The sequence below is a fragment of the Dyella tabacisoli genome (assembly GCF_003350925.1).
In the GTDB taxonomy this organism is placed as follows: Bacteria; Pseudomonadota; Gammaproteobacteria; order Xanthomonadales; family Rhodanobacteraceae; genus Dyella_C; species Dyella_C tabacisoli.
This window is the reverse complement of the sequence record NZ_KZ857182.1, coordinates 149,427-168,163: the sequence shown is the minus strand read 5'-3', so window position 1 is coordinate 168,163 and position 18,737 is coordinate 149,427. Positions and strand designations below refer to the sequence as shown.

General features: G+C 61.6%; 8 protein-coding genes. 6 read left to right on the top strand and 2 right to left on the bottom strand.

Annotated elements, in window-relative coordinates; translation table 11 throughout:
• Positions 1–193 precede the first annotated feature (193 nt).
• Both DVJ77_RS18285 and DVJ77_RS18280 read right to left on the bottom strand, forming a co-directional pair.
• Positions 194–925: a phosphatase PAP2 family protein gene (locus tag DVJ77_RS18285; protein ID WP_114846958.1), complete on the bottom strand. Its 732-nt coding sequence runs from the start codon at positions 923–925 to the stop codon at positions 194–196.
• A 73-nt stretch (positions 926–998) separates the two neighbouring features.
• Positions 999–3,314, bottom strand: coding sequence for a TonB-dependent receptor (locus DVJ77_RS18280; RefSeq protein WP_225428079.1), 2,316 nt, complete (start codon positions 3,312–3,314; stop codon positions 999–1,001).
• Positions 3,315–3,814: 500 nt separating this feature from the next.
• Here DVJ77_RS18280 and DVJ77_RS18275 point away from each other — a divergent pair, with 500 nt between their 5' ends.
• The 6 genes from DVJ77_RS18275 (at position 3,815) to DVJ77_RS18250 (ending at position 18,672) form a co-directional block, all read left to right on the top strand.
• Positions 3,815–6,619, top strand: a complete 2,805-nt coding sequence (locus DVJ77_RS18275; RefSeq protein WP_114846957.1) for a TonB-dependent receptor plug domain-containing protein — start codon at positions 3,815–3,817, stop codon at positions 6,617–6,619.
• A gap of 249 nt (positions 6,620–6,868) precedes the next feature.
• Positions 6,869–11,368 (top strand): glutamate synthase large subunit, encoded by a 4,500-nt coding sequence (gene gltB / locus DVJ77_RS18270; protein ID WP_114846956.1) that lies wholly within the window; start codon positions 6,869–6,871, stop codon positions 11,366–11,368.
• A gap of 79 nt (positions 11,369–11,447) precedes the next feature.
• The gene (locus tag DVJ77_RS18265; protein WP_114846955.1) at positions 11,448–12,884 is read left to right on the top strand and encodes an FAD-dependent oxidoreductase; all 1,437 of its coding nucleotides are present in this window, start codon (positions 11,448–11,450) and stop codon (positions 12,882–12,884) included.
• Positions 12,885–13,044: 160 nt separating this feature from the next.
• Positions 13,045–14,514 carry a DUF3375 domain-containing protein gene (locus DVJ77_RS18260; protein WP_114846954.1) on the top strand — a complete coding sequence of 490 codons (1,470 nt, stop codon included), beginning with the start codon at positions 13,045–13,047 and terminating at the stop codon, positions 14,512–14,514.
• Complete coding sequence (locus tag DVJ77_RS18255) at positions 14,501–15,277, top strand: DUF4194 domain-containing protein (protein WP_114846953.1); 777 nt, start codon at positions 14,501–14,503, stop codon at positions 15,275–15,277. The genes DVJ77_RS18260 and DVJ77_RS18255 overlap by 14 nt, the downstream gene beginning before the upstream one ends.
• Complete coding sequence (locus DVJ77_RS18250) at positions 15,274–18,672, top strand: ATP-binding protein (RefSeq protein WP_114846952.1); 3,399 nt, start codon at positions 15,274–15,276, stop codon at positions 18,670–18,672. The genes DVJ77_RS18255 and DVJ77_RS18250 overlap by 4 nt, the downstream gene beginning before the upstream one ends.
• The last annotated feature ends 65 nt before the right edge of the window (positions 18,673–18,737 follow it).

Here is an 18,737-nt window from a genome sequence, read left to right as displayed (position 1 = left end):
GTCGTATCGACCGCTGCGTACACGAATCACTTCGATAATCGCCGTAGGCACTGGCCTACATTGATATCAGGCAAGAGCTGATGGAACGTGGGCTGGATAATCCACAACGCACGTGCCGGGCGTTGTAGGTTGGGGTGAGCGCAAGCGAACCCCAACGTTGCGCAACGTTGGGTATCACTTCGTTCAACCCAACCTACTCTGCGATACCAGCGGCTTTGAGTTCGGCGGCTGCTTCATCGAGATCGTGCTGCAAGTTTGGGTTGGCCAGGAAATCTCTGGCTAAGGCCTGGCCGAATACGCGGCCGGCATAGATATCTTGCGGGGTATGCGCGCCGCGCACGACGCGGCGCCAGCCGACGTCGTGGGCGTACATGGCGAGTGCATCGGTTTTTTGCGGCAGCAGTTTGCCGAGCAGGGCGGCGAACACGGCCGCGCGACTGCTGTGGCCGCTGGGATAGCCAAAGCTTTTTTTCTTGGCGCTTTTCGCGTCGCCTTCGGGGTCGGTACTACAGGCGTCGAGTGGGCACGGGCGTGCGCGCTGATAGTAGTCCTTGGCTTCTTTGACGGCCTTGGCGGTTTCTTTCTGCACTTCGGTGAATAGCGCGGCGGTATGCGGTAGATGCTTGGCGTCGAAATTCGGGCCAAGTACTTGGGCAAAGGCGAACACGTCAAAGGTCTCTTCGTGTTTGGCCAGTGCGGCGTCGTTGCGGCCGCGCGCTTCGGCGTAGATGCGCTCGGTAATCGCGCGGTCGGCGAGATCTTCGGGCGAACCGGGCGGAGACGGTGGCGCCAGCACGATTTGCGCGGCGCGCAGTTGGCTGTCGTCGAGGTAATGCGGCGTCGTGCCATCGGCATGCGCGAGGCCGGCGAAAAGCAGGGCTGCGCCGAGCAGGGTGCGCCTGGCGTGCATGGAGAACGTGGTCATATTTGCTTATCTCAAGAAGCAGCCCGGCGAAAATCCTCCCCCCGCGGCATGCAGGGGGAGGGCGCTGGAACGATTAGAGTCCGAGCGATACCGAGGCGAACCAGCTACGACCTGGCAGCACCAGGTAGTAGGGGGTGTTGCTCTTCACCGAATCGACCACTTGCTGATGTTCGTCGAACAGGTTGTCCACCTGCAGGCGCACTTTGTAGCTCTTGATCCACGAGCCGCTGAGGTTCTGGCCGTAGCCCAGGCTCATCGCCGCGCGCCAGTAGCCATTCGATTGGCGGGTGCTGGTGACCGATGAGGCGACATCGGGATTGAAGCCGCTGTTGTAGACGCGTTGGCCGCCGACATATTTCTCGCCTATGGAGCCGAAGAAATTGCCGATGTCGTACATAAAGCCGAATGCGGCCGTGCCCGAGGGCACGGTGGGCATTTTCAGGTTGGAGTTTTTGAACTTCGCCTCGATTATCGAGCCGTTCGCGTACACGCTCACGCCTTCGCCGATGGCATAGGTGGCCTGCGCCTCGGCGCCTTTCATCGTCGCGCCCTTGGCCAGATAGAACACCGGATCATGGGTGACCGGGTCGACCGAGGACAGCGGGAAGTTTTGATAGTCGATGTAGAACACATCGGCATCGGCATTGAAGCGGTCGGTTTTATACACCGTGCCGAACTGGTAGTTCATCGTCTGCTGCGGCTTGGTGTTGTTTTCAGCCGGGTTCGGCACGTAGAACTGGTTGAGGTTAGGCGCGAGAAAGCCCTGCGCGACCTGGCCATACATGCTCCATTCGTTGCTCAGCATGTAGTTGGCGCTCAGATAGCCCAGCGCCTTGCTCCAGGTCTTCTGGTAATAGAGCGGCGTCTTGGTGGTCTGGTTGATCGGCGCACTGATGTAGCGGGTGAAGCTGACGTACTTCACGCCGGGTGTCACGGTGAGTGCGTCGGTGGCGCGCCATGCGTACTCGGCATACAACTGGCTGGTGCGCATGCGATCGACCATCGTGTACTTGTAGGCGCTGCTATAGCCGTTGAGCAGCGGCTTCTTCGGGTTGACGTCGTAGGCGCCGTTACCCAGGCCGTAATCCAGCGCGATGCTATAGCGGTCGTTGTGGGTGTACTCGTACCAGCCGCCGGTGCGGAACTGGCCGTGCTCGTCGGTGTGGGTCAGCAACAGCACATCGCCCCAGGCGCGATATTTATTGATCTTGTTGAAACCGCCCATGTTGGTCTTGGAGGCATTGGTGCCGACGTAAGGGCTTTCGTGACTGTCGTTGTCGTAGGCGTAGGTGTAGGTCTTGTTGTCGAGCTGCCAGGTGTCGGACAGCGCGCTGGCGACGCCGATGTATTCCAGGTCGGTTTCTTTGGTCTGGTAGTTGTAGCAGTAGCAATCGGTGCTGGTGCGATCGGTGTTGAGGCCGAAATTGCGGCCCAGCGTGTTGATCTGCTGCTGGGTCAGCGTGGTTTTGTCTGGGTTGTTGAAGCGAATGTGGTTGTAGTTGCTGAGGAAGGTGATTTCCGTGCTCGCACCGATCGGCTGGATGTATTTGACGTAGCCGGTTGTGCGTTTCATCGGCGAGTTGGTCAGCGCGGTGTCGGTATCGTTGTATTGCGCGCTGGCGATCAGCCTGCCGCCGGCCAGGCTGTCCATGCGGCCGCTGTTGACCTCCAGATGCGTGAGCGAGGTGCCGTAGCTACCGATACTTTCGGTGGGGATAAAAGAAAACGAGTCGCGCGGATCTTTCGAGCGCAAGGCCACCGTGCCGCCGAAAGTCGCTTCGCCGATGGTGCTGGCGTTGCCGGGGCCGCGATCGACGGTGACCTGGCCGATCATCTTGGCCGGGAAATAACTGCTGGTGTGGTGGCTGAAATCGTTAGTGTCGCCGAACGGAATACCGTCATAGGTGACGTTGTACTGGTTGTCGTTAAAGCCGCGGATAGTCATCTGCTTGGCTTCGCCCAAGCCAGGGCCGGCGGTGCTGATCGTGGACACGCCCGGTGCGATCGCCGCGATGTTGGCGTAGTCGGCGGTGGGCGAGGTGTGATTGCTGATGTAGTCGAGCCCGATCACCGACTGCGGTTGGGTAATGTCGAGCTCGGCTTGTGTCGGCGCCTGCGTGATGGCGGTGTGAATGCTATTGGCCCGCACTTCGACTTCTTCGAGTTGCTTGGTCGCGCTGCCCGGCGGTGTGACGACAGGCGCAACGGTTGTCGTCGTATCCGTCGCCATGGCGGGGCCAGTCATGCAGGTGCCGGCGACGAGTAGCCAACCCAACACATGCAGCGATTGCCGAATGCCAGCTACCAGCGGCCGTACATCTAAAGCGTGCGGATGGGAGCGGGTCGCCGGCCGGGAATCGGCGTGCAACGAGGCATTTTGGTTGGGCATAGGTCTCGGCTTTTGTTGGAGGTTGGTTAAACCCCAACATGCTCGGGAGACTTGTTGACCGTCCGGTTGCAGTGGCGTGACAAAGACATTCAGCTGTCATGCGGGTAGAAATTTAACATCGCGGCGCAAGAAGTTGCTTTTTATGCTGCAACTGCGTCCATGCCGCGTACCGGGCGAACCCCACGGCCAGGGCAGGTGAACTCTTTGTAAATTCGAACGTTTGGTCAACTTGATAAAGCGCGTATCGACGCGCTCGTCTGGACGGCCAAAATATTTTCGTCAAGTGTTGCCGCAAGATGTTGCCGTCTTCACGCGGCGGGTGAAAAATATTACGTGTGTCAATGACTTGTGACGAAAGTCATGGGTTGTGAAGCGAGCATTAACGTGGAAGACTCCGCTCGCATTCTCCCGGCACCAGCTGGTTTGAACGTGTCTACCTTTCCCCCACCGCCGGGAGGACTACAGAGCGAAGGATCGCTCTACCAAGAGAGGGTATACACATGAAGCGTAACAAGCTTGCCTTGATCATCGCAGGACTCTTACTTGCCCCTGTAACCAATGTGGCCTTTGCACAAAGCACTCCGGCCCAATCCTCTGAAACGCCAGCTCCCCAGCAGGCGAAACAATTGCAAACCATCACCGTGACTGGTTCGGCGATTCCTCGTGTGGACGTGGAAACGCCATCTCCGGTGACGGTGATTACGGCCGCGCAAATCCAGCGTAGCGGCCTGACCACGGTGGCCGATGTGGTTCGCTCCATCTCGGCGGATAACAGTGGTTCGATACCTAACTCATTTACCGCGGGCTTTGCCGCGGGCGCTGCGGGCGTGGCGTTGCGTGGACTGACCGTCAATTCGACCCTGGTGCTGATCGATGGACATCGCAGTGCCACTTATGCCGTATCTGACGACGGCATCCGAAATTTCGTTGACCTGAACACCATTCCGCTGGCAGCCATTGACCGAATAGAAGTACTTAAGGATGGTGCTTCGTCGCTATACGGCGCCGATGCGATCGCGGGTGTAGTCAACGTTATCCTCAAGTCCAACTATCACGGCGTCGAGGGCACCGCTGATATCGGTACTTCGCAGCATGGCGGTGGCTTTACCCGCAAAGCGACCTTGCTGGCCGGCGGCGGCGACCTGCAGACCGACCATTACAACGCCTACATCGGCGTGCAGTATCAAAAAGACAACCCGATCAACAATCGTCAGCGCGGCTTTCCGTTCAATACGAACAACCTCAGCTCGATCCATGGACCGAACTCGATCGGCGGTCAGCCGAGCCAGAACAACGGCTCGATCTACGGCACGGTAACCCCCGGCACGCTGGATCCGAACGGCAGCGGCAATTTCGTCAACGGCGTCCTGCCGGTGCCCGGCGCGGTTTCGCAGGTATTGGCACCGTTCGGATGCGGCCCCAAAGGCACGCTGGTTACCAACGATCCGGCCAATCCGGGTAGCTATTGCTCGGAAAACTATGTTTCGCAGTACGGCCAGATCCAGCCGGCGATGGAGCAGGGCGGCTTGTACGGTCGCTTCACGGTAAAGCTCAACGACACCACCACGGCGTATATGTCGGCCAGCTATTTCGAGGCCAAGACCCGAGTGATTGCGGCGCCGGCGCAAATCCAGACCAGTACGCCGAACAATACCAACGGCATCGCACTACCGCCTGGCAATCCATACAACCCCTTCGGCGGAGCGGGTCAGTACGCACTGATTAATTACGCGTTCGGCGACATTCCGGGTGGCACCAATCTCGACAACCACAGCGCGCGCATGGTGGGTGGCGTCAACGGCTCGTTCATGGATTGGAACTGGGACGCGACGGTGGTCATCAACCACACGTGGCTCAATACCAATCGTTATGGCGCGCTCAACTACAGCGCCTTGGTCAATGCCATCAGCAGCGGTACTTACAACTTCCTCAATCCCGGCGCGAACAGTGCGGCGGCGCGTGCGGCTATAGCACCGGACTACCGGAAGACCTCGACCTCCGATCTGGACTCACTGGATCTGGGAGCCAACCGTCAGTTGTGGGAATTGCCGGGCGGCAATGCGGGCTTGGCCATTGGCGCACAGTTCCGTCATGAAGCACAGGACGATCCGTTCTTGAACCCAGGCAATATGACGCAGGGTTTTGGTAATGCGATCACCAGAGGCACTCGCAACGTTTCCGCGGCTTATTTCGAGTTCAATGCGCCTCTGTTGCAGTCGTTGGAAGTCGATTTGTCCGGTCGCTTCGACCATTACACCGATATCGGCAACGGCTTTAATCCGAAGGTCGGCTTCAAGTACAAGCCATTTGACTGGGTCGCCTTGCGTGGCACCTACTCCAAGGGCATCCGCGCACCGAGCTTCTCGGAGAATGGTTCGAGTTCGAGCACGGGCTTCACGACCGAGCAGATCACCGATGCGGCGTTTCTAGCCGCGCACAACAATAATGGCTACACGCAGCCTTATGGCATTGCCTTGGGCACGGTGGCGAACAAGAACATCAAGCCGGAGAAATCCACCAACTACACGCTGGGCATCGTGCTGCAGCCGACCAGTTGGCTGAGCGCGTCGGTGGACTACTACAACATCAAGAAGAAGAACGTCATTGTTCCTGGCCAAACCGGCCCGGCTTTGGCGAACTACTTCGCCGGGCTGCCGAACCCGCCTGGGGTAACGGTGATTCCTGATCTGCCCGATCCGGCGTTCCCGAATGCGCTGCCGCGACCAGCCGAGATCGATACGGCTTTCGTCAACGCCGCGCAGCAAAAGACCACCGGTCTGGACGTAGACATCCAGGCGCATTTCGATTTTGCCAACAATATTCACTACATCAGCGAACTGAGCGGCACGCAGATTTTCAGTTGGTCGCTGACCCTGCCAGACGGTACCCGGCAGCAGTTCGTAGGCACCCATGGCCCGTACATCCTGTCGTCGGGCGCGGGTACGCCACGCACCCGCGGCTCGTGGGCAAACACGATTATGTGGGGTCCGGCCACCATCACCGGCACGCTGTATCACACCAGCGGTATGCGCAATATCGGCCTGGATCAGGACCCGACCGGCGGATGCCTCTCGACCCTGCCGCGTAGCCGTCCTTGCCTGATCGGATCGTTCACGTACTTCGACCTTACCGGCAGCTATGCGATCAACGATCACATCACGATCACCGGTTCGATCATGAACGCGTTCGACAAGAAGCCGCCGCTGGATCAAGCCGACTACGCCGGCAACAACTACAACCCGACCTGGGCGCAGAGCGGTATCGTCGGTCGCTTCTACAACCTGGGTGTCAAGGTCAAGCTGTAATTAGTTGATTTTGTAGTTATGCAACGGCGCGTCGAGTGATCGACGCGCCGTTTTCTTTTCTGCGGTTCCGGCCATGCTGGGATACACGAAAAATAGTTGCGTTCGATACCAATTTATTTGGACGTCCAGACTGCTTTGACGCGACGCAACAAGTGTGTTTTAGTCAGCACTCACTGTCTCGCATGTGACGATGATGCTTCGGCGTCAACGGCCACGTGCGCCCAGCAAACCATCCGCCGGGGAGGCACGATGAGTAAGCCAGGCTGTACAACGCAACCAGCACCGACGACTCTCTACGATGAAGCCTTCGAGCACGATAGCTGCGGCTTCGGCCTCGTCGCCCAGCTCGATGGACGCGCCAGCGCCCATTTGGTCGATACCGCATTCGCGGCGTTGGCGAAACTTTCGCACCGTGGCGGAGTAAACGCGGACGGCATCAGTGGCGATGGCTGCGGTGTATTGATTCACCGCCCGGACGCCTGGCTGCGCGCATTGGCTGCAGAGGCTGGCATCGTATTGGCGCAGCGCTTTGCTGCGGGCCTGGTATTTCTCGACCCGGCCGGTGACGACACGGGCGCGCAGATCCTGGAGCGGCACTTGGCCGAAGAAGGGCTGCGCATTGCCGGCTGGCGCGGGGTCGATGTCAACAAGCAGGCGTGCGGCCCGTTGGCCGCGGCGACCTGCCCACGCGTGCGTCAGGTATTCGTCAATGCCGGTGCCGAGATGGACGATGCGGTCTTCGAGCGCGCCTTGTTCCGCGCGCGTCGTCGTGCCGAGACGGCGCTGATCGCCGATGCGCATTTCTACGTGGTCAGCCTCTCGCTGCACGCCACCATTTATAAGGCGATGGCCGCGCCGGGACATCTGCGCGAGGTTTACGCCGATCTGCAGCACCCGGCCTTGGCTGCCGATGCGGTGGTATTTCATCAACGCTATTCCACCAACACCACCCCGCAGTGGCGCCTGGCACAGCCGTTTCGCTTGCTGGCGCATAACGGCGAGATCAATACCATCCGTGCCAACCGGCGCTGGATGCAGGCGCGCGAGGCGGTACTGCGTTCGCCGCTGGTCGATCTTTCCGATATCGGTCCGCTGGTACGACAGCAAGGCTCAGACTCGGAAAGCCTGGATAACGCCTTAGAGGTATTGCTTGCCGGCGGTCTCGATCTGCTTACCGCCATGCGCGTATTAGTGCCACCGGCCTACGCCGCACGCGAAGACATCGACGAAGACCTCGCCGCCTTCTACGAGTATTACGCCCTGCACAGCGAACCATGGGACGGCCCGGCCGGCTTGGTGATGTGCGATGGCCGCTACGCAGCCTGCACGCTGGATCGCAACGGCCTGCGCCCGGCGCGCTGGGCATTGTCGGACGACAACCAATTGATCGTCGCTTCCGAAGCCGGCCTATGGGATGTGCCGCCGTCGCGCGTGGTCGCCAAGGGCCGGCTGGGGCCGGGCGAAATGATCGCGGTGGATTTCGAGCAAGCGCGGTTGCTGCACTCCGGCGATATCGACAAAATCAATCGCGGGCGCGCGCCGTTCCGCGATTGGTTGCGCGCGGGGGTGAGTTATCTGGAATCGAATCTGATCGACCCCAGCCTTGCCGCCGAGCCGTTGCCTGCAGATGAGCTGCACCGCTATCAAAAGCTCTACGGGCTGAGCCGCGAAGAGCGCGAAAGCGTACTCAAGGTGCTGGCGGAAACCGAAGCCGAAGCCACCGGCTCGATGGGCGACGACACGCCGATGGCTGCGCTGTCGCGCCAGGTACGTCCGCTGTTCGATCGTTTCCGCCAAGGTTTCGCGCAGGTCACCAACCCGCCGATCGACCCGCTGCGCGAACGCCTGGTGATGTCGTTAATCACGCAGATCGGCTGCGAGGGAAATCTGTTTGAGCTTTCGGCCGAGAATGCGCGGCAGATCCTGCTCAACTCGCCGATCTGCTCGCAACGCAAGCTGCGGCAGATTCTCGCGCTGGAGCAATACGTCAACAACACCGTGCAAATCGACCTGTGCTATGCCATCGAGGAAGGGCTGGAAGCGGCGCTGCGTCGCTTCTGCCGCGAAGCCGAGGCCGGGGTGCGTAGCGGTGCGGCGATGGTTTTCATCACCGATCGTTATCCGCGCCGCGATAGTTTGTCGGCGCATGCCTTGCTGGCGGTGGGTGCCATCCATGCACACCTGATCGACACCGGCCTGCGCTGTCAATGCAATTTGTTGGTGGAAACCGGCACCGCACGCGACCCGCACCATTTCGCTTGCCTGATCGGTTTCGGCGCTACCGCGATCTATCCCTGGCTGGCTTATCAAAGTTTGTTTGAGCTGGGCCGCGATGGACATCTGCGCCATGGCGATGGCGCTACGCGCGAGATCGGCCGCAGTTATCGGCGCGGCATCCGCAAAGGTTTGCTCAAGATTCTCTCCAAGATGGGCATCTCTACCGTGGCCGGTTATCGCGGCGCACAGTTGTTCGAGATCGTCGGTCTCGCGCCCGAAGTGGTGGAGCTGTGTTTCCCCGGTACGCCATCGCGGGTCGGCGGCGCCGGCTTTGCCGAGCTGGAACACGACGCGCGCCTGCTCGCCGCCGAAGCATGGAACGAGGCGCAGCCGCTGCATGCCGGCGGCCTGTACAAATTCGTCTACGGCGGCGAATACCACATGTACAACCCCGATGTGATCGCCAGCCTGCAACTGGCGGTGCGCAGTGGCGATCCGGCGGATTACCGGCGCTATGCCCAGCACGTCGATACGCGGCCGCCTTCGGCGCTGCGCGATCTATTGCAGCCACAATCGGCCGGCGTCGCCGTGCCGCTGGACGAAGTGGAATCGGTCGAGTCCATCCTCAAGCGTTTCGATTCCGCCGGCATGTCGCTGGGTGCCTTGTCGCCCGAGGCGCACGAGGCCTTGGCGATCGCGATGAATCGACTCGGCGCGCGCAGCAACTCCGGCGAAGGCGGCGAAGACCCCGCGCGCTATGGCACCGAGCGCAGATCCAAGATCAAGCAGGTCGCCTCCGGCCGCTTCGGGGTCACGCCGGCCTATCTGGTCAATGCCGAAGTGCTGCAAATCAAGATCGCGCAAGGCGCCAAGCCGGGCGAGGGCGGCCAGCTACCCGGCCATAAAGTGGACGCCACGATTGCGCGCCTGCGTTATGCCAAGCCCGGCATCGGCCTGATTTCGCCGCCGCCGCATCACGATATTTATTCCATCGAAGATCTGGCTCAGCTCATCCATGACCTGAAAGAGGTCAATCCGACCGCGCTGGTTTCGGTCAAGCTGGTATCGCATGCCGGTGTCGGCACGGTGGCTGCGGGCGTGGTGAAGGCGGGTGCGGATCTGATTACTGTTTCCGGCCACGATGGCGGCACCGGTGCAAGCCCGCTCAGCTCGATCAAATACGCCGGCGCACCATGGGAACTGGGCCTGGCCGAAACCCAGCAGACCCTGCGCCGCAACGGTCTGCGTGGTCGCGTGCGGCTGCAAACCGACGGTGGCTTGAAAACCGGTCTCGACGTTATCAAGGCCGCCATGCTCGGCGCCGAAAGCTTTGGTTTCGGCACCGGCCCGATGGTGGCGCTGGGCTGCAAATATCTGCGCATCTGCCATCTCAACAATTGCGCTACCGGCGTGGCGACGCAGCATGAGGTTTTGCGCAAGCAGCACTTCACCGGCTTGCCCGACATGGTGATGAACTATTTCCGCTTTGTCGCCGAAGACGTGCGCGAGCATCTGGCGCGACTGGGCTTGCGCAGCCTGGAAGAGTTGATCGGCCGTAGCGATCTGTTGATTCAACCGGGCGGCCAGAACGAAAGCCGGCCGAACGATAGCGGCGCGCCGGTACGGCGTGCGCTTGATCTGTCGCGTTTGATCGCCGACGACGGCCTGGGCGTAGACGTGGACAGCGCCTGCGTGATGGCGCGCAACCCCATGCGCGATCCCGCCGAACTCGCCAACCGCATTGCCGCCGATACCGCGGCCGTGGTCGAACTCGGTTGCGGCGGTACCTTCCGCCATGACATCGCCAATACCGATCGCGCGATCGGGGCGCGTTTGTCCGGCGAGGTTGCCCGACGCTGGGGCGACAGCGACATGCCCGAGCCGATCACCCTGCAATTGCACGGCAGTGCCGGCCAAAGTCTGGGCGCGTGGAATGCCGGCGGCGTGCAGATCGAACTGGTCGGCGAAGCCAACGATGGCGTCGGCAAGGGTATGGCCGGTGGTCGCATCGTGGTGCGCCCGCATCCCGATGCGCCGTTCGCCAGCCAGGATGCCGCCATCCTCGGCAATACCTGCCTCTACGGCGCCACCGGCGGCGAGCTGTTCGCTGCCGGCCGCGCGGGCGAGCGCTTCGCGGTGCGCAACTCCGGCGCGTTAACCGTGATCGAAGGCGCCGGCGACCATTGCTGCGAATACATGACCGGTGGCGTGGTCGCCGTGCTTGGTTCGTGTGGCCTCAATTTTGGTGCCGGCATGACCGGCGGCTTCGCCTATGTGCTCGATCTCGAACGCGCCTTTGTCGATTGCTATAACCATGAGCTAGTCGACATCGTGCGTATTTCGCCCGAAAGCATGGAGCATTACATGCAGCATCTGCGCGGCTTGATGGCGCGTCATGCCGAGCTTACCGGCAGCGCCTGGGCGCGGCAGTTGCTGGGTGATTTCCGCGGCATCCTGCAGCGCTTCTGGTTGGTCAAGCCGAAGGCGGCGAGTCTGGATGCCCTGGCCGAAGAGCTGCGGAGGGCGGCATGAAGATTCAATACCCGCGCCACCAGTTCACCTCCCTGCATACGGGAGCGGGAACACGTCGCCAGCACGCCTGGAGTTTGGCATGAGCAACAAAGATTTCCGTTTTCTAGAGATACCGCGCACTCCGCCACGTGCCGTACCCGTGACCATTCGCGTACTCGGCTATGGCGAAATCAGCGGCGACTTCGCCCCCGAGGCCGCGGCAGGACAAGCCGAGCGTTGCATCGACTGCGGCAACCCGTACTGCGAATGGGAGTGCCCGGTACACAATTACATCCCCAATTGGTTGAAGCTGGTGCAGGATGGACGTCTATTCGAGGCGGCCACCTTAATGCACGAAACCAATCCGCTGCCGGAAATCTGCGGCCGCGTCTGCCCCCAGGATCGCTTGTGCGAAGGTGCCTGCACGTTGGAGCAAGGCGATTTCGGCGCGGTCACTATCGGCAGCATCGAGCGCTGGGTTACCGACGAGGCTTTCCGTCAGGGCTGGCGCCCGGATCTTTCCAGCGTGCGCGAAACCGGTCGCCGGGTCGCTGTGGTCGGCGCCGGGCCGGCCGGGCTGTCGTGCGCGGACCGGTTGCGCCGCGCCGGTATTGCGGTGGACGTATTCGACCGCCAGCGCGAAATCGGTGGCCTGCTTACCTTCGGCATTCCGCCGTTCAAGCTGGACAAGAGCGTGGTGCGCACGCGCCGCGAGGTACTCGAAGGCATGGGGGTGACGTTTCGCCTTGGCATCGACATCGGCCGCGACATCGCCTTTGAAACCCTGCTCGAAGACTACGACGCCGTCTTTATCGGCACCGGCGCTTATCGCTTTGTCGACGGCGAGCTGCCGGGGCGCGAGCTGGATGGCGTGCACGATGCGTTGCCATTCCTGATCGCCAACGTCGATCGCCTGCTCGACGATGCGCCGGTGCCGGCGGCACTCAATCTCGCCGGCAAGCACGTGGTCGTACTCGGCGGTGGCGATACCGGCATGGACTGCAACCGCACCGCGATCCGTCTTGGCGCCGCCTCAGTTACCTGCGTTTATCGCCGTGATGAGGCCAACATGCCCGGTTCCAAGCGCGAAGTCGGCTATAGCCGAGAAGAGGGCGTGCGTTTCCTGTTTCATCGTCAGCCCCTGGCCGTACTCGGCAGCGAAGGCAAGGTGCGCGCGGTACGCATCGTGAGCACCGAGCTGGTCGAGGGCGCGCATGGCCGCGCACAGCTACGCCATGTCGAGGGCAGCGAAACCGAGTTGCGTGCCGACGTGGTCATCCAGGCGTTCGGTTTCCGCCCCAGCCCGCCGGCATGGTGCGCCGAGCATGGCATTGCCCTGGATAGCAGTGGCCGCATCCTCGCCGGCCAGCATGGCCGCCTGCCGTTCCAGACCGACCATCCGCAAGTATTCGCCGGTGGCGACAACATGCGCGGCGCCGATCTGGTGGTGCGGGCGGTGCACGATGGCCGCGAGGCCGCCGCGTCGATCGCGCGGATGCTGGCCGAAGCCACCGTGCAAGCTGAATGCGCCGCCTGATCGCGTAGAAACCAGCGGTCGGCTGGAAGAGGGGGCGGCCCGGTCTGTTCGCGATCTCGGCGCGGCCGTTCAGGTTTGGGCATCGAGGGTCGCACGCAGCCCCTCGCTGACCCGTTACACTCTCGGCCCCCCAGCGTTGGTAGGACTGATTGATCGCTCCATGAAGGCAGGTGTTCGTATTGCTACGTATGCGCGCCTGCGCGAACAGGCTTTGTGGCGGCTGCTGGCGGCGGACCACGCGCCTGAATTGATCGGTTTGCTGCAGACCCTGTTGATGGATGACGCGCGGCGATTGCCGGCGTCGATCTTGCACGAACGGCTGCAACATGAGCTGGATGTGCTCAATGCGGCGCAGCCGGCGCGCAACTTGCCGCGCACGGCACAGGCGTATGTCGCCGAGTGGCTGGCGCAGGGGCATCTGGAGCGTCGTTTGCCCGAGGGTGCCAGTGAAGAGGAGTACGAGCTGTCGACCCAGGCCGCGCAGGCGATTCGCTTTGTAGCGGGCTTGGATACGCAGCGTAGCGCCGCGACCGAGAGCCGGCTTTCGCTGGTGATCCAGCAACTGCTGCAATTGGCCGAACAAACCGAATCCAGCCCCACCGCCCGGCTCGCCGTGCTGCAGGCCGAGCGTGACCGGATCGATGAAGAGATGGCGCGGATCAGCGCCGGCAAAGTGGTGACGCTGGCACCCAAGCGCGCGCTGGAGCGCACCCGCGAAATCATCGGCCTGGCCGACGACCTGACGGAGGACTTCCGCCGGGTGCGCGATGACTTTGAGCGGCTTAATCGCGATTTCCGCGAACGCATCATCGACGACGAGGGCCAGCGCGGCGAGGTGCTGGATGCCTTGTTCGAAGGGGTCGATGTAATCGGCGAGAGCGAGGCCGGGCGCAGCTTTCATGCGTTCTGGAACTTGCTCAACGATGCCGAGCAGAGTGCGCGGCTGGATGCCGCCCTGGATACCGTGCTTGCGCGCGGCTTCGCACGCAAGTTGAGCCGTCAAGAGCGAGCGTTTCTGCGTGGCTTTAGCCGCGTCATGCTCGATCGCGGCGGTCACGTGCACGATGTGCTGCAGAGCTTCGCGCGCAGTCTGCGTGGCTTCGTGCAGAGTCGGGGCTATCTGGAGCAGCGACGGCTCAACCAATTATTGAAGCAGGCGCAAGGCGAAGCCCTGCAACTGCGCGACGCGGTTCGCGCAGCGCAGCCGATAGGCTACACGCTGGCGTTGACCACCAGCCGCGCACGCTCGCTGTCGCAATGGCGCTTGCATGACCCGCGCCATAGCCGCGTGGACGGCCGCGTGCAGCGCGGCGATGCGGCTGCTATTTCGCTGGAAAGCGTCGGCGATCTGGTGGCGCAGTCCGAAATCGATTTCCGTGGTTTGAAGCGCGATCTGCGTGAGCTGCTGGCCGAGCGCGGGCAGTGGTCGATCGGCGAAGTACTGCTGCGGCGACCAGCGCTGCAGGGGCTGGGCAGCGTGATCGGCTATCTCTTGCTGGGCGCACGCCACGGCGTGGTCGCCGACGGTCAGCTAGAGGCCGTGCAGTGGCAGGGCGGCGATGGCGTGCAACGTCATGCACGGATTCCGTTGGTGTGGTTTGTGAAGGAAAAAAGCCATGAACTTGTCTGATCTTGCGCAGACGCTTGAAGAGCAAGCCGATGAAGGGCAGACCGATGAAGAGCGGGTCGCTGCAGAGCAGGCCAATGAAGAGCGGAATCTAGCGCCAGATGCCACGCGCACCGATGTCGATGCCGGCACCGAGCTATTTCCCGGCGACAGCGGCACGTTGCCGTTGGAGGCGCGCCGCGCACTGTGTCAATTGCTGGCTGGCCCGAGCATCGATGCACAGCGCCATGCGCAACTATGGCCGGCGTTATCGCGCAACGAGGCGGCTATTCGCATGCGCTTGGCCGAGCTGTTTCTGGAGCTGGTGATCGACCGCGAAGCCGGCGTCGCTTTTACCCGTCAGGCCGATACCGGCGAGCAAGAGACCCCCACGCTGTTGCGCACCCAGCCGCTGACCTTTATCGATTCGGTGCTGTTGCTGCATCTGCGCCAGCAACTGGCCGAGGCCGATGCGCAAGGGCGCCGCGCGGTCGTCGAGGAAGAAACGCTGAGCGATCAGCTATCGGTGTATGAGAAAAATCTTTCGACCGACCGCGCCGGTTTTATGAAGCGTGTCGCCGCCGCCATCGCGAAGATGCGCGACAACCATATTCTGACCCTGTTGCGCGGCAGCGAAGGGCGCTACGAGGTATCCCCGGTGTTGAAGTTGCTGTTTTCAGCCGAAGACGTACAAGCCTTGGGGCAGGTCTATCGCGAACTGCGCGAAGGGACCGATGCAGCCGAAAGTCATGCGGATGAAAACGCCCAGGACGTAGACCCGGCATGAGCACACCTGCAACCTCGGGAAAGCGCGTAAAAGCGGCGGTTACTGAATCGCTGTTTCTGTCTGATTTGCCCAACCCGCGTGACGAGCAGTTCCGCATGCGCCGTCTGCAGGTATGCAACTGGGGTACCTTCAGCGGCTTGTTCGAAATACCGATTGCCGAGCGCGGTTTTTTGTTTGTCGGCCGCTCCGGCTCCGGCAAGTCGACGTTGCTCGATGCGATGTCGGCGTTGTTGGTGCCGCCCAGCCTGATCGATTTCAATGCCGCTGCGCGCGAGGCCGAGCGCAGCGGCCGCGACCGCAGCCTGGCCTCGTATGTACGCGGCGCCTGGGCCGATCAGCAAGATGCCGATTCCGGCGAAATCGCCACCCAGTACTTGCGCAAAGGCGCGACCTGGTCGGCACTGGTGCTTGAATACCGCAACGCGCTGGGCGCCACGGTAAGTCTGATTCGTTTGTTCTGGATTGCGGGCAACAGCTCCGCATCCGCCGATGTGCGCAAGCACTACATGGTGGTCGAGCGCGCCTTCGATATAGCGACTGAGTTGGAAGGTTTCGACTTGGATCTGCGTCGGCTGAAGAGCCGCCTCAGTGAAGACGTGAGCCACTTCGACAGCTTTACCGGTTACGCCGAGCGTTTCCGCCGCCTGCTGGGCATCGGCAACGACATGGCGCTGAAGCTGCTGCACAAAACCCAGTCGGCGAAGAACCTGGGCGATCTCAATCAGTTTTTGCGCGGCTTTATGCTGGACGAGCCGGAAACCTTTGCTGCGGCTGAGCGGCTGGTGACCGACTTTGCCGAGCTGGATGCCGCGCACAAGGCCGTGGTCACCGCGCGCGAACAAGTCAGCACGCTGGCTCCGGCGCGCGACGACTACAGCCATCTGCTGGAACTGCGTCGTAGCAGCGCCGAGCTGCGCGAACTTCAGCTCGGCCTTGATCCGTATCGCGAGCAGCGCCGTTTGGCCTTGATCGACGCGCGTCTTGAGCTCATCGCTACCGAAGATCTCGGTCATGCCGGTGAAGAAAAGCAGCGCAGCGAAACGCTGGCCAATCACGACGACAAACTCGCCGAGCTGGAGCGCCAGCGCCGCGAGCAGGGTGGCGATCGCATCGACGAACTGGAGCGCGAGCGCGAACGTGTGCAGCGCGAGCGCGATGAGCGCGTCAAACGCCGGGGCACGGCCGAACAAGCATGCAAAGTGCTTGGCCAGGATCTGGCCGGCACGGCGCAAGGCTTCGCCGAGCAGATCGGCACGGCGCGGCAACTGCTGGAAGACGGTCGAGGCCATGCCGACGCGCTGGATGAGCGCATAGCCGAGCGCTTGGGCGAAAAGCGCGACTGCGAGAAGCGTTTTGGCGAAGTGCGCGCCGAGATTCAGTCGCTAAAACTACGCCCATCGAATATTCCGGCACATGCGCAGGCACTGCGAACGCGCATGTGCGAAGCCATCGGCGTATCCGAGCAGGCGCTGCCCTTCGTTGGCGAGCTGCTGCAAGTGTGCGAAGACGATGCTGCCTGGCGCGGGGCGATAGAGCGGGTGCTGCATGGTTTTGCACAGTCCATGCTGGTGGACGAAAAGCACCATAAAGAGGTTGCCGATTGGGTCAATCGCACTCATCTTGCCGGCAAACTGGTTTATTACCGGGTCGGCCGTGGCGATGCCTTGCCGGGACGCAAGCCGGATATGCGCTCGCTGGTACACAAGCTCGATATCCGCGACCACGCACACCGCGAATGGCTGGGCGGCGAACTCGCCAAGCGTTTTGATTACACCTGCGTCGATTCGGCCAGCGGCTTACGCAAAGCCGATAAGGCGATAACCCGCGAAGGCCAGATCAAGCATCCCGGCGATCGCTTCGAGAAAGACGATCGCCGCGCCATCGACGATCGTAAAAACTGGCTGCTCGGTTTCGATAGCCGCGACAAGCTGCATCTGTTCGAGCGCGAAGGCTTTGAGTTGGCCAAGCGCATGGGCGCCTGCGATGAAGAGGCGAGCGCGATCCGGCAGCAGCGCGAGCGCGGGCAGCAACAGCAATTGGCCAGCCATACGCTGGTCAACCTTGGCTGGGATGAAATCGATATCGCACCCAAGCTGCATCGTTTGGCCGATATCGAAGATCAACTGCGTCAATTGCGCGAAGGCGATGCTACATTGCGCGAGCTCGGCGAGCGCATCGAGAGGGCTCGTGTGGCTCGCGACACTACGAGCAAGGCGTTGGCCGAAACCCGCAGCGAACGCATGATGCTTGCACGAGAGCGTGCGGGCATCGAGCGCGAGCGCGATACCTGTGTTGCGCGGCAGACGGTAGCGCCGACGCCGTTTCAAATCGACGGCTTGAACCAGCTACTGGCCGAACTGTCTGCATTGAGTCTGCTCAACCTGGGCGATCATTTCCGTACTTTAGAGCGTGGCTTGAACGAGCAACTGGAGCAGTTCGCCGTCAAGGACAACGCCTTGACCCAGCGCGTGGTCGACAGCTTCCGCGACTTCCGCCGTCGCTGGCCGCAAGACAGTGGCGATTTCACCCCCACGCTCGATTCTGCCGAAGATTTCCTCGCCCGTTTACGGCGCCTGGAAATGGATGGCTTGCCCAAGCACGAGGCGCGCTTTTTCGAGTTGCTGCAAACGCAGAGCAAGAACAACCTGCATTTGTTGCAGCGGTATATGGGCGAGGCGCGCAAATCGATTGCGCAGCGCATGGACGAGGTCAATGCCAGCCTGGAGCAGGTGCCGTTCAATCGCGGTACCTTGCTGACGATTGAGCTATCCGATCGCCGCCTGCCCGAAGTGATCGAATTTCAGCAGCAACTGCGCGATGTACTCAGCCATCATCAAACCGAAGATCGCGATCGTGCCGAGGCGCAGTTCGCGGTGCTGCGCAGTCTGGTGCAGCGGCTTGGCGCGCAAGAGCCCGAGTTGCGCCGGTGGCGCGAGCAAGTATTGGATGTACGCCTGCACGTTGAATTCTTTGGCGTCGAACTGGATGCCCAAACGCGTGCACAGGTGGAGATTTATCGCAGCGGTGCCGGTAAATCCGGTGGCCAGCGACAGAAACTGGCGACGACCTGTCTGGCCGCTGCATTGCGTTATCAGCTTGGCGGCGACGACGGCGAGATGCCGCGGTATGCGGCAGTGGTACTGGACGAAGCCTTCGATAAGGCCGATAACGAGTTCACCGCGCTGGCGATGAATATCTTCGAGAACTTCGGTTTTCAGATGATTGTCGCCACGCCGTTGAAATCGGTGATGACATTGGAGCCGTTTATCGGCGGTGCCTGTTTTGTCGAGATCAACGGTCGACATGATTCGGGCGTGCTGTTGATCGAATACGACCAGGCCGGCAAACGCCTGCAATTGCCTGAGCGTGTTCGAGAGGCTGATGTCGCGATCTGACTAGCGATTGACGAGGCTGCGGTTGCGCAGATTCTTGCGAAAAATCAACGACTATTGATGTCGAT

Coding starts and splice junctions, on each gene's coding strand:
- gltB (WP_114846956.1), top strand. CDS start 6,869: ATGAGTAAGCCAGGCTGTACAACGCAACCAGCACCGACGACTCTCTAC.
- DVJ77_RS18255 (WP_114846953.1), top strand. CDS start 14,501: ATGAACTTGTCTGATCTTGCGCAGACGCTTGAAGAGCAAGCCGATGAA.
- DVJ77_RS18250 (WP_114846952.1), top strand. CDS start 15,274: ATGAGCACACCTGCAACCTCGGGAAAGCGCGTAAAAGCGGCGGTTACT.
- DVJ77_RS18285 (WP_114846958.1), bottom strand. CDS start 925: ATGACCACGTTCTCCATGCACGCCAGGCGCACCCTGCTCGGCGCAGCC.
- DVJ77_RS18260 (WP_114846954.1), top strand. CDS start 13,045: ATGAAGGCAGGTGTTCGTATTGCTACGTATGCGCGCCTGCGCGAACAG.
- DVJ77_RS18280 (WP_225428079.1), bottom strand. CDS start 3,314: ATGCCCAACCAAAATGCCTCGTTGCACGCCGATTCCCGGCCGGCGACC.
- DVJ77_RS18265 (WP_114846955.1), top strand. CDS start 11,448: ATGAGCAACAAAGATTTCCGTTTTCTAGAGATACCGCGCACTCCGCCA.
- DVJ77_RS18275 (WP_114846957.1), top strand. CDS start 3,815: ATGAAGCGTAACAAGCTTGCCTTGATCATCGCAGGACTCTTACTTGCC.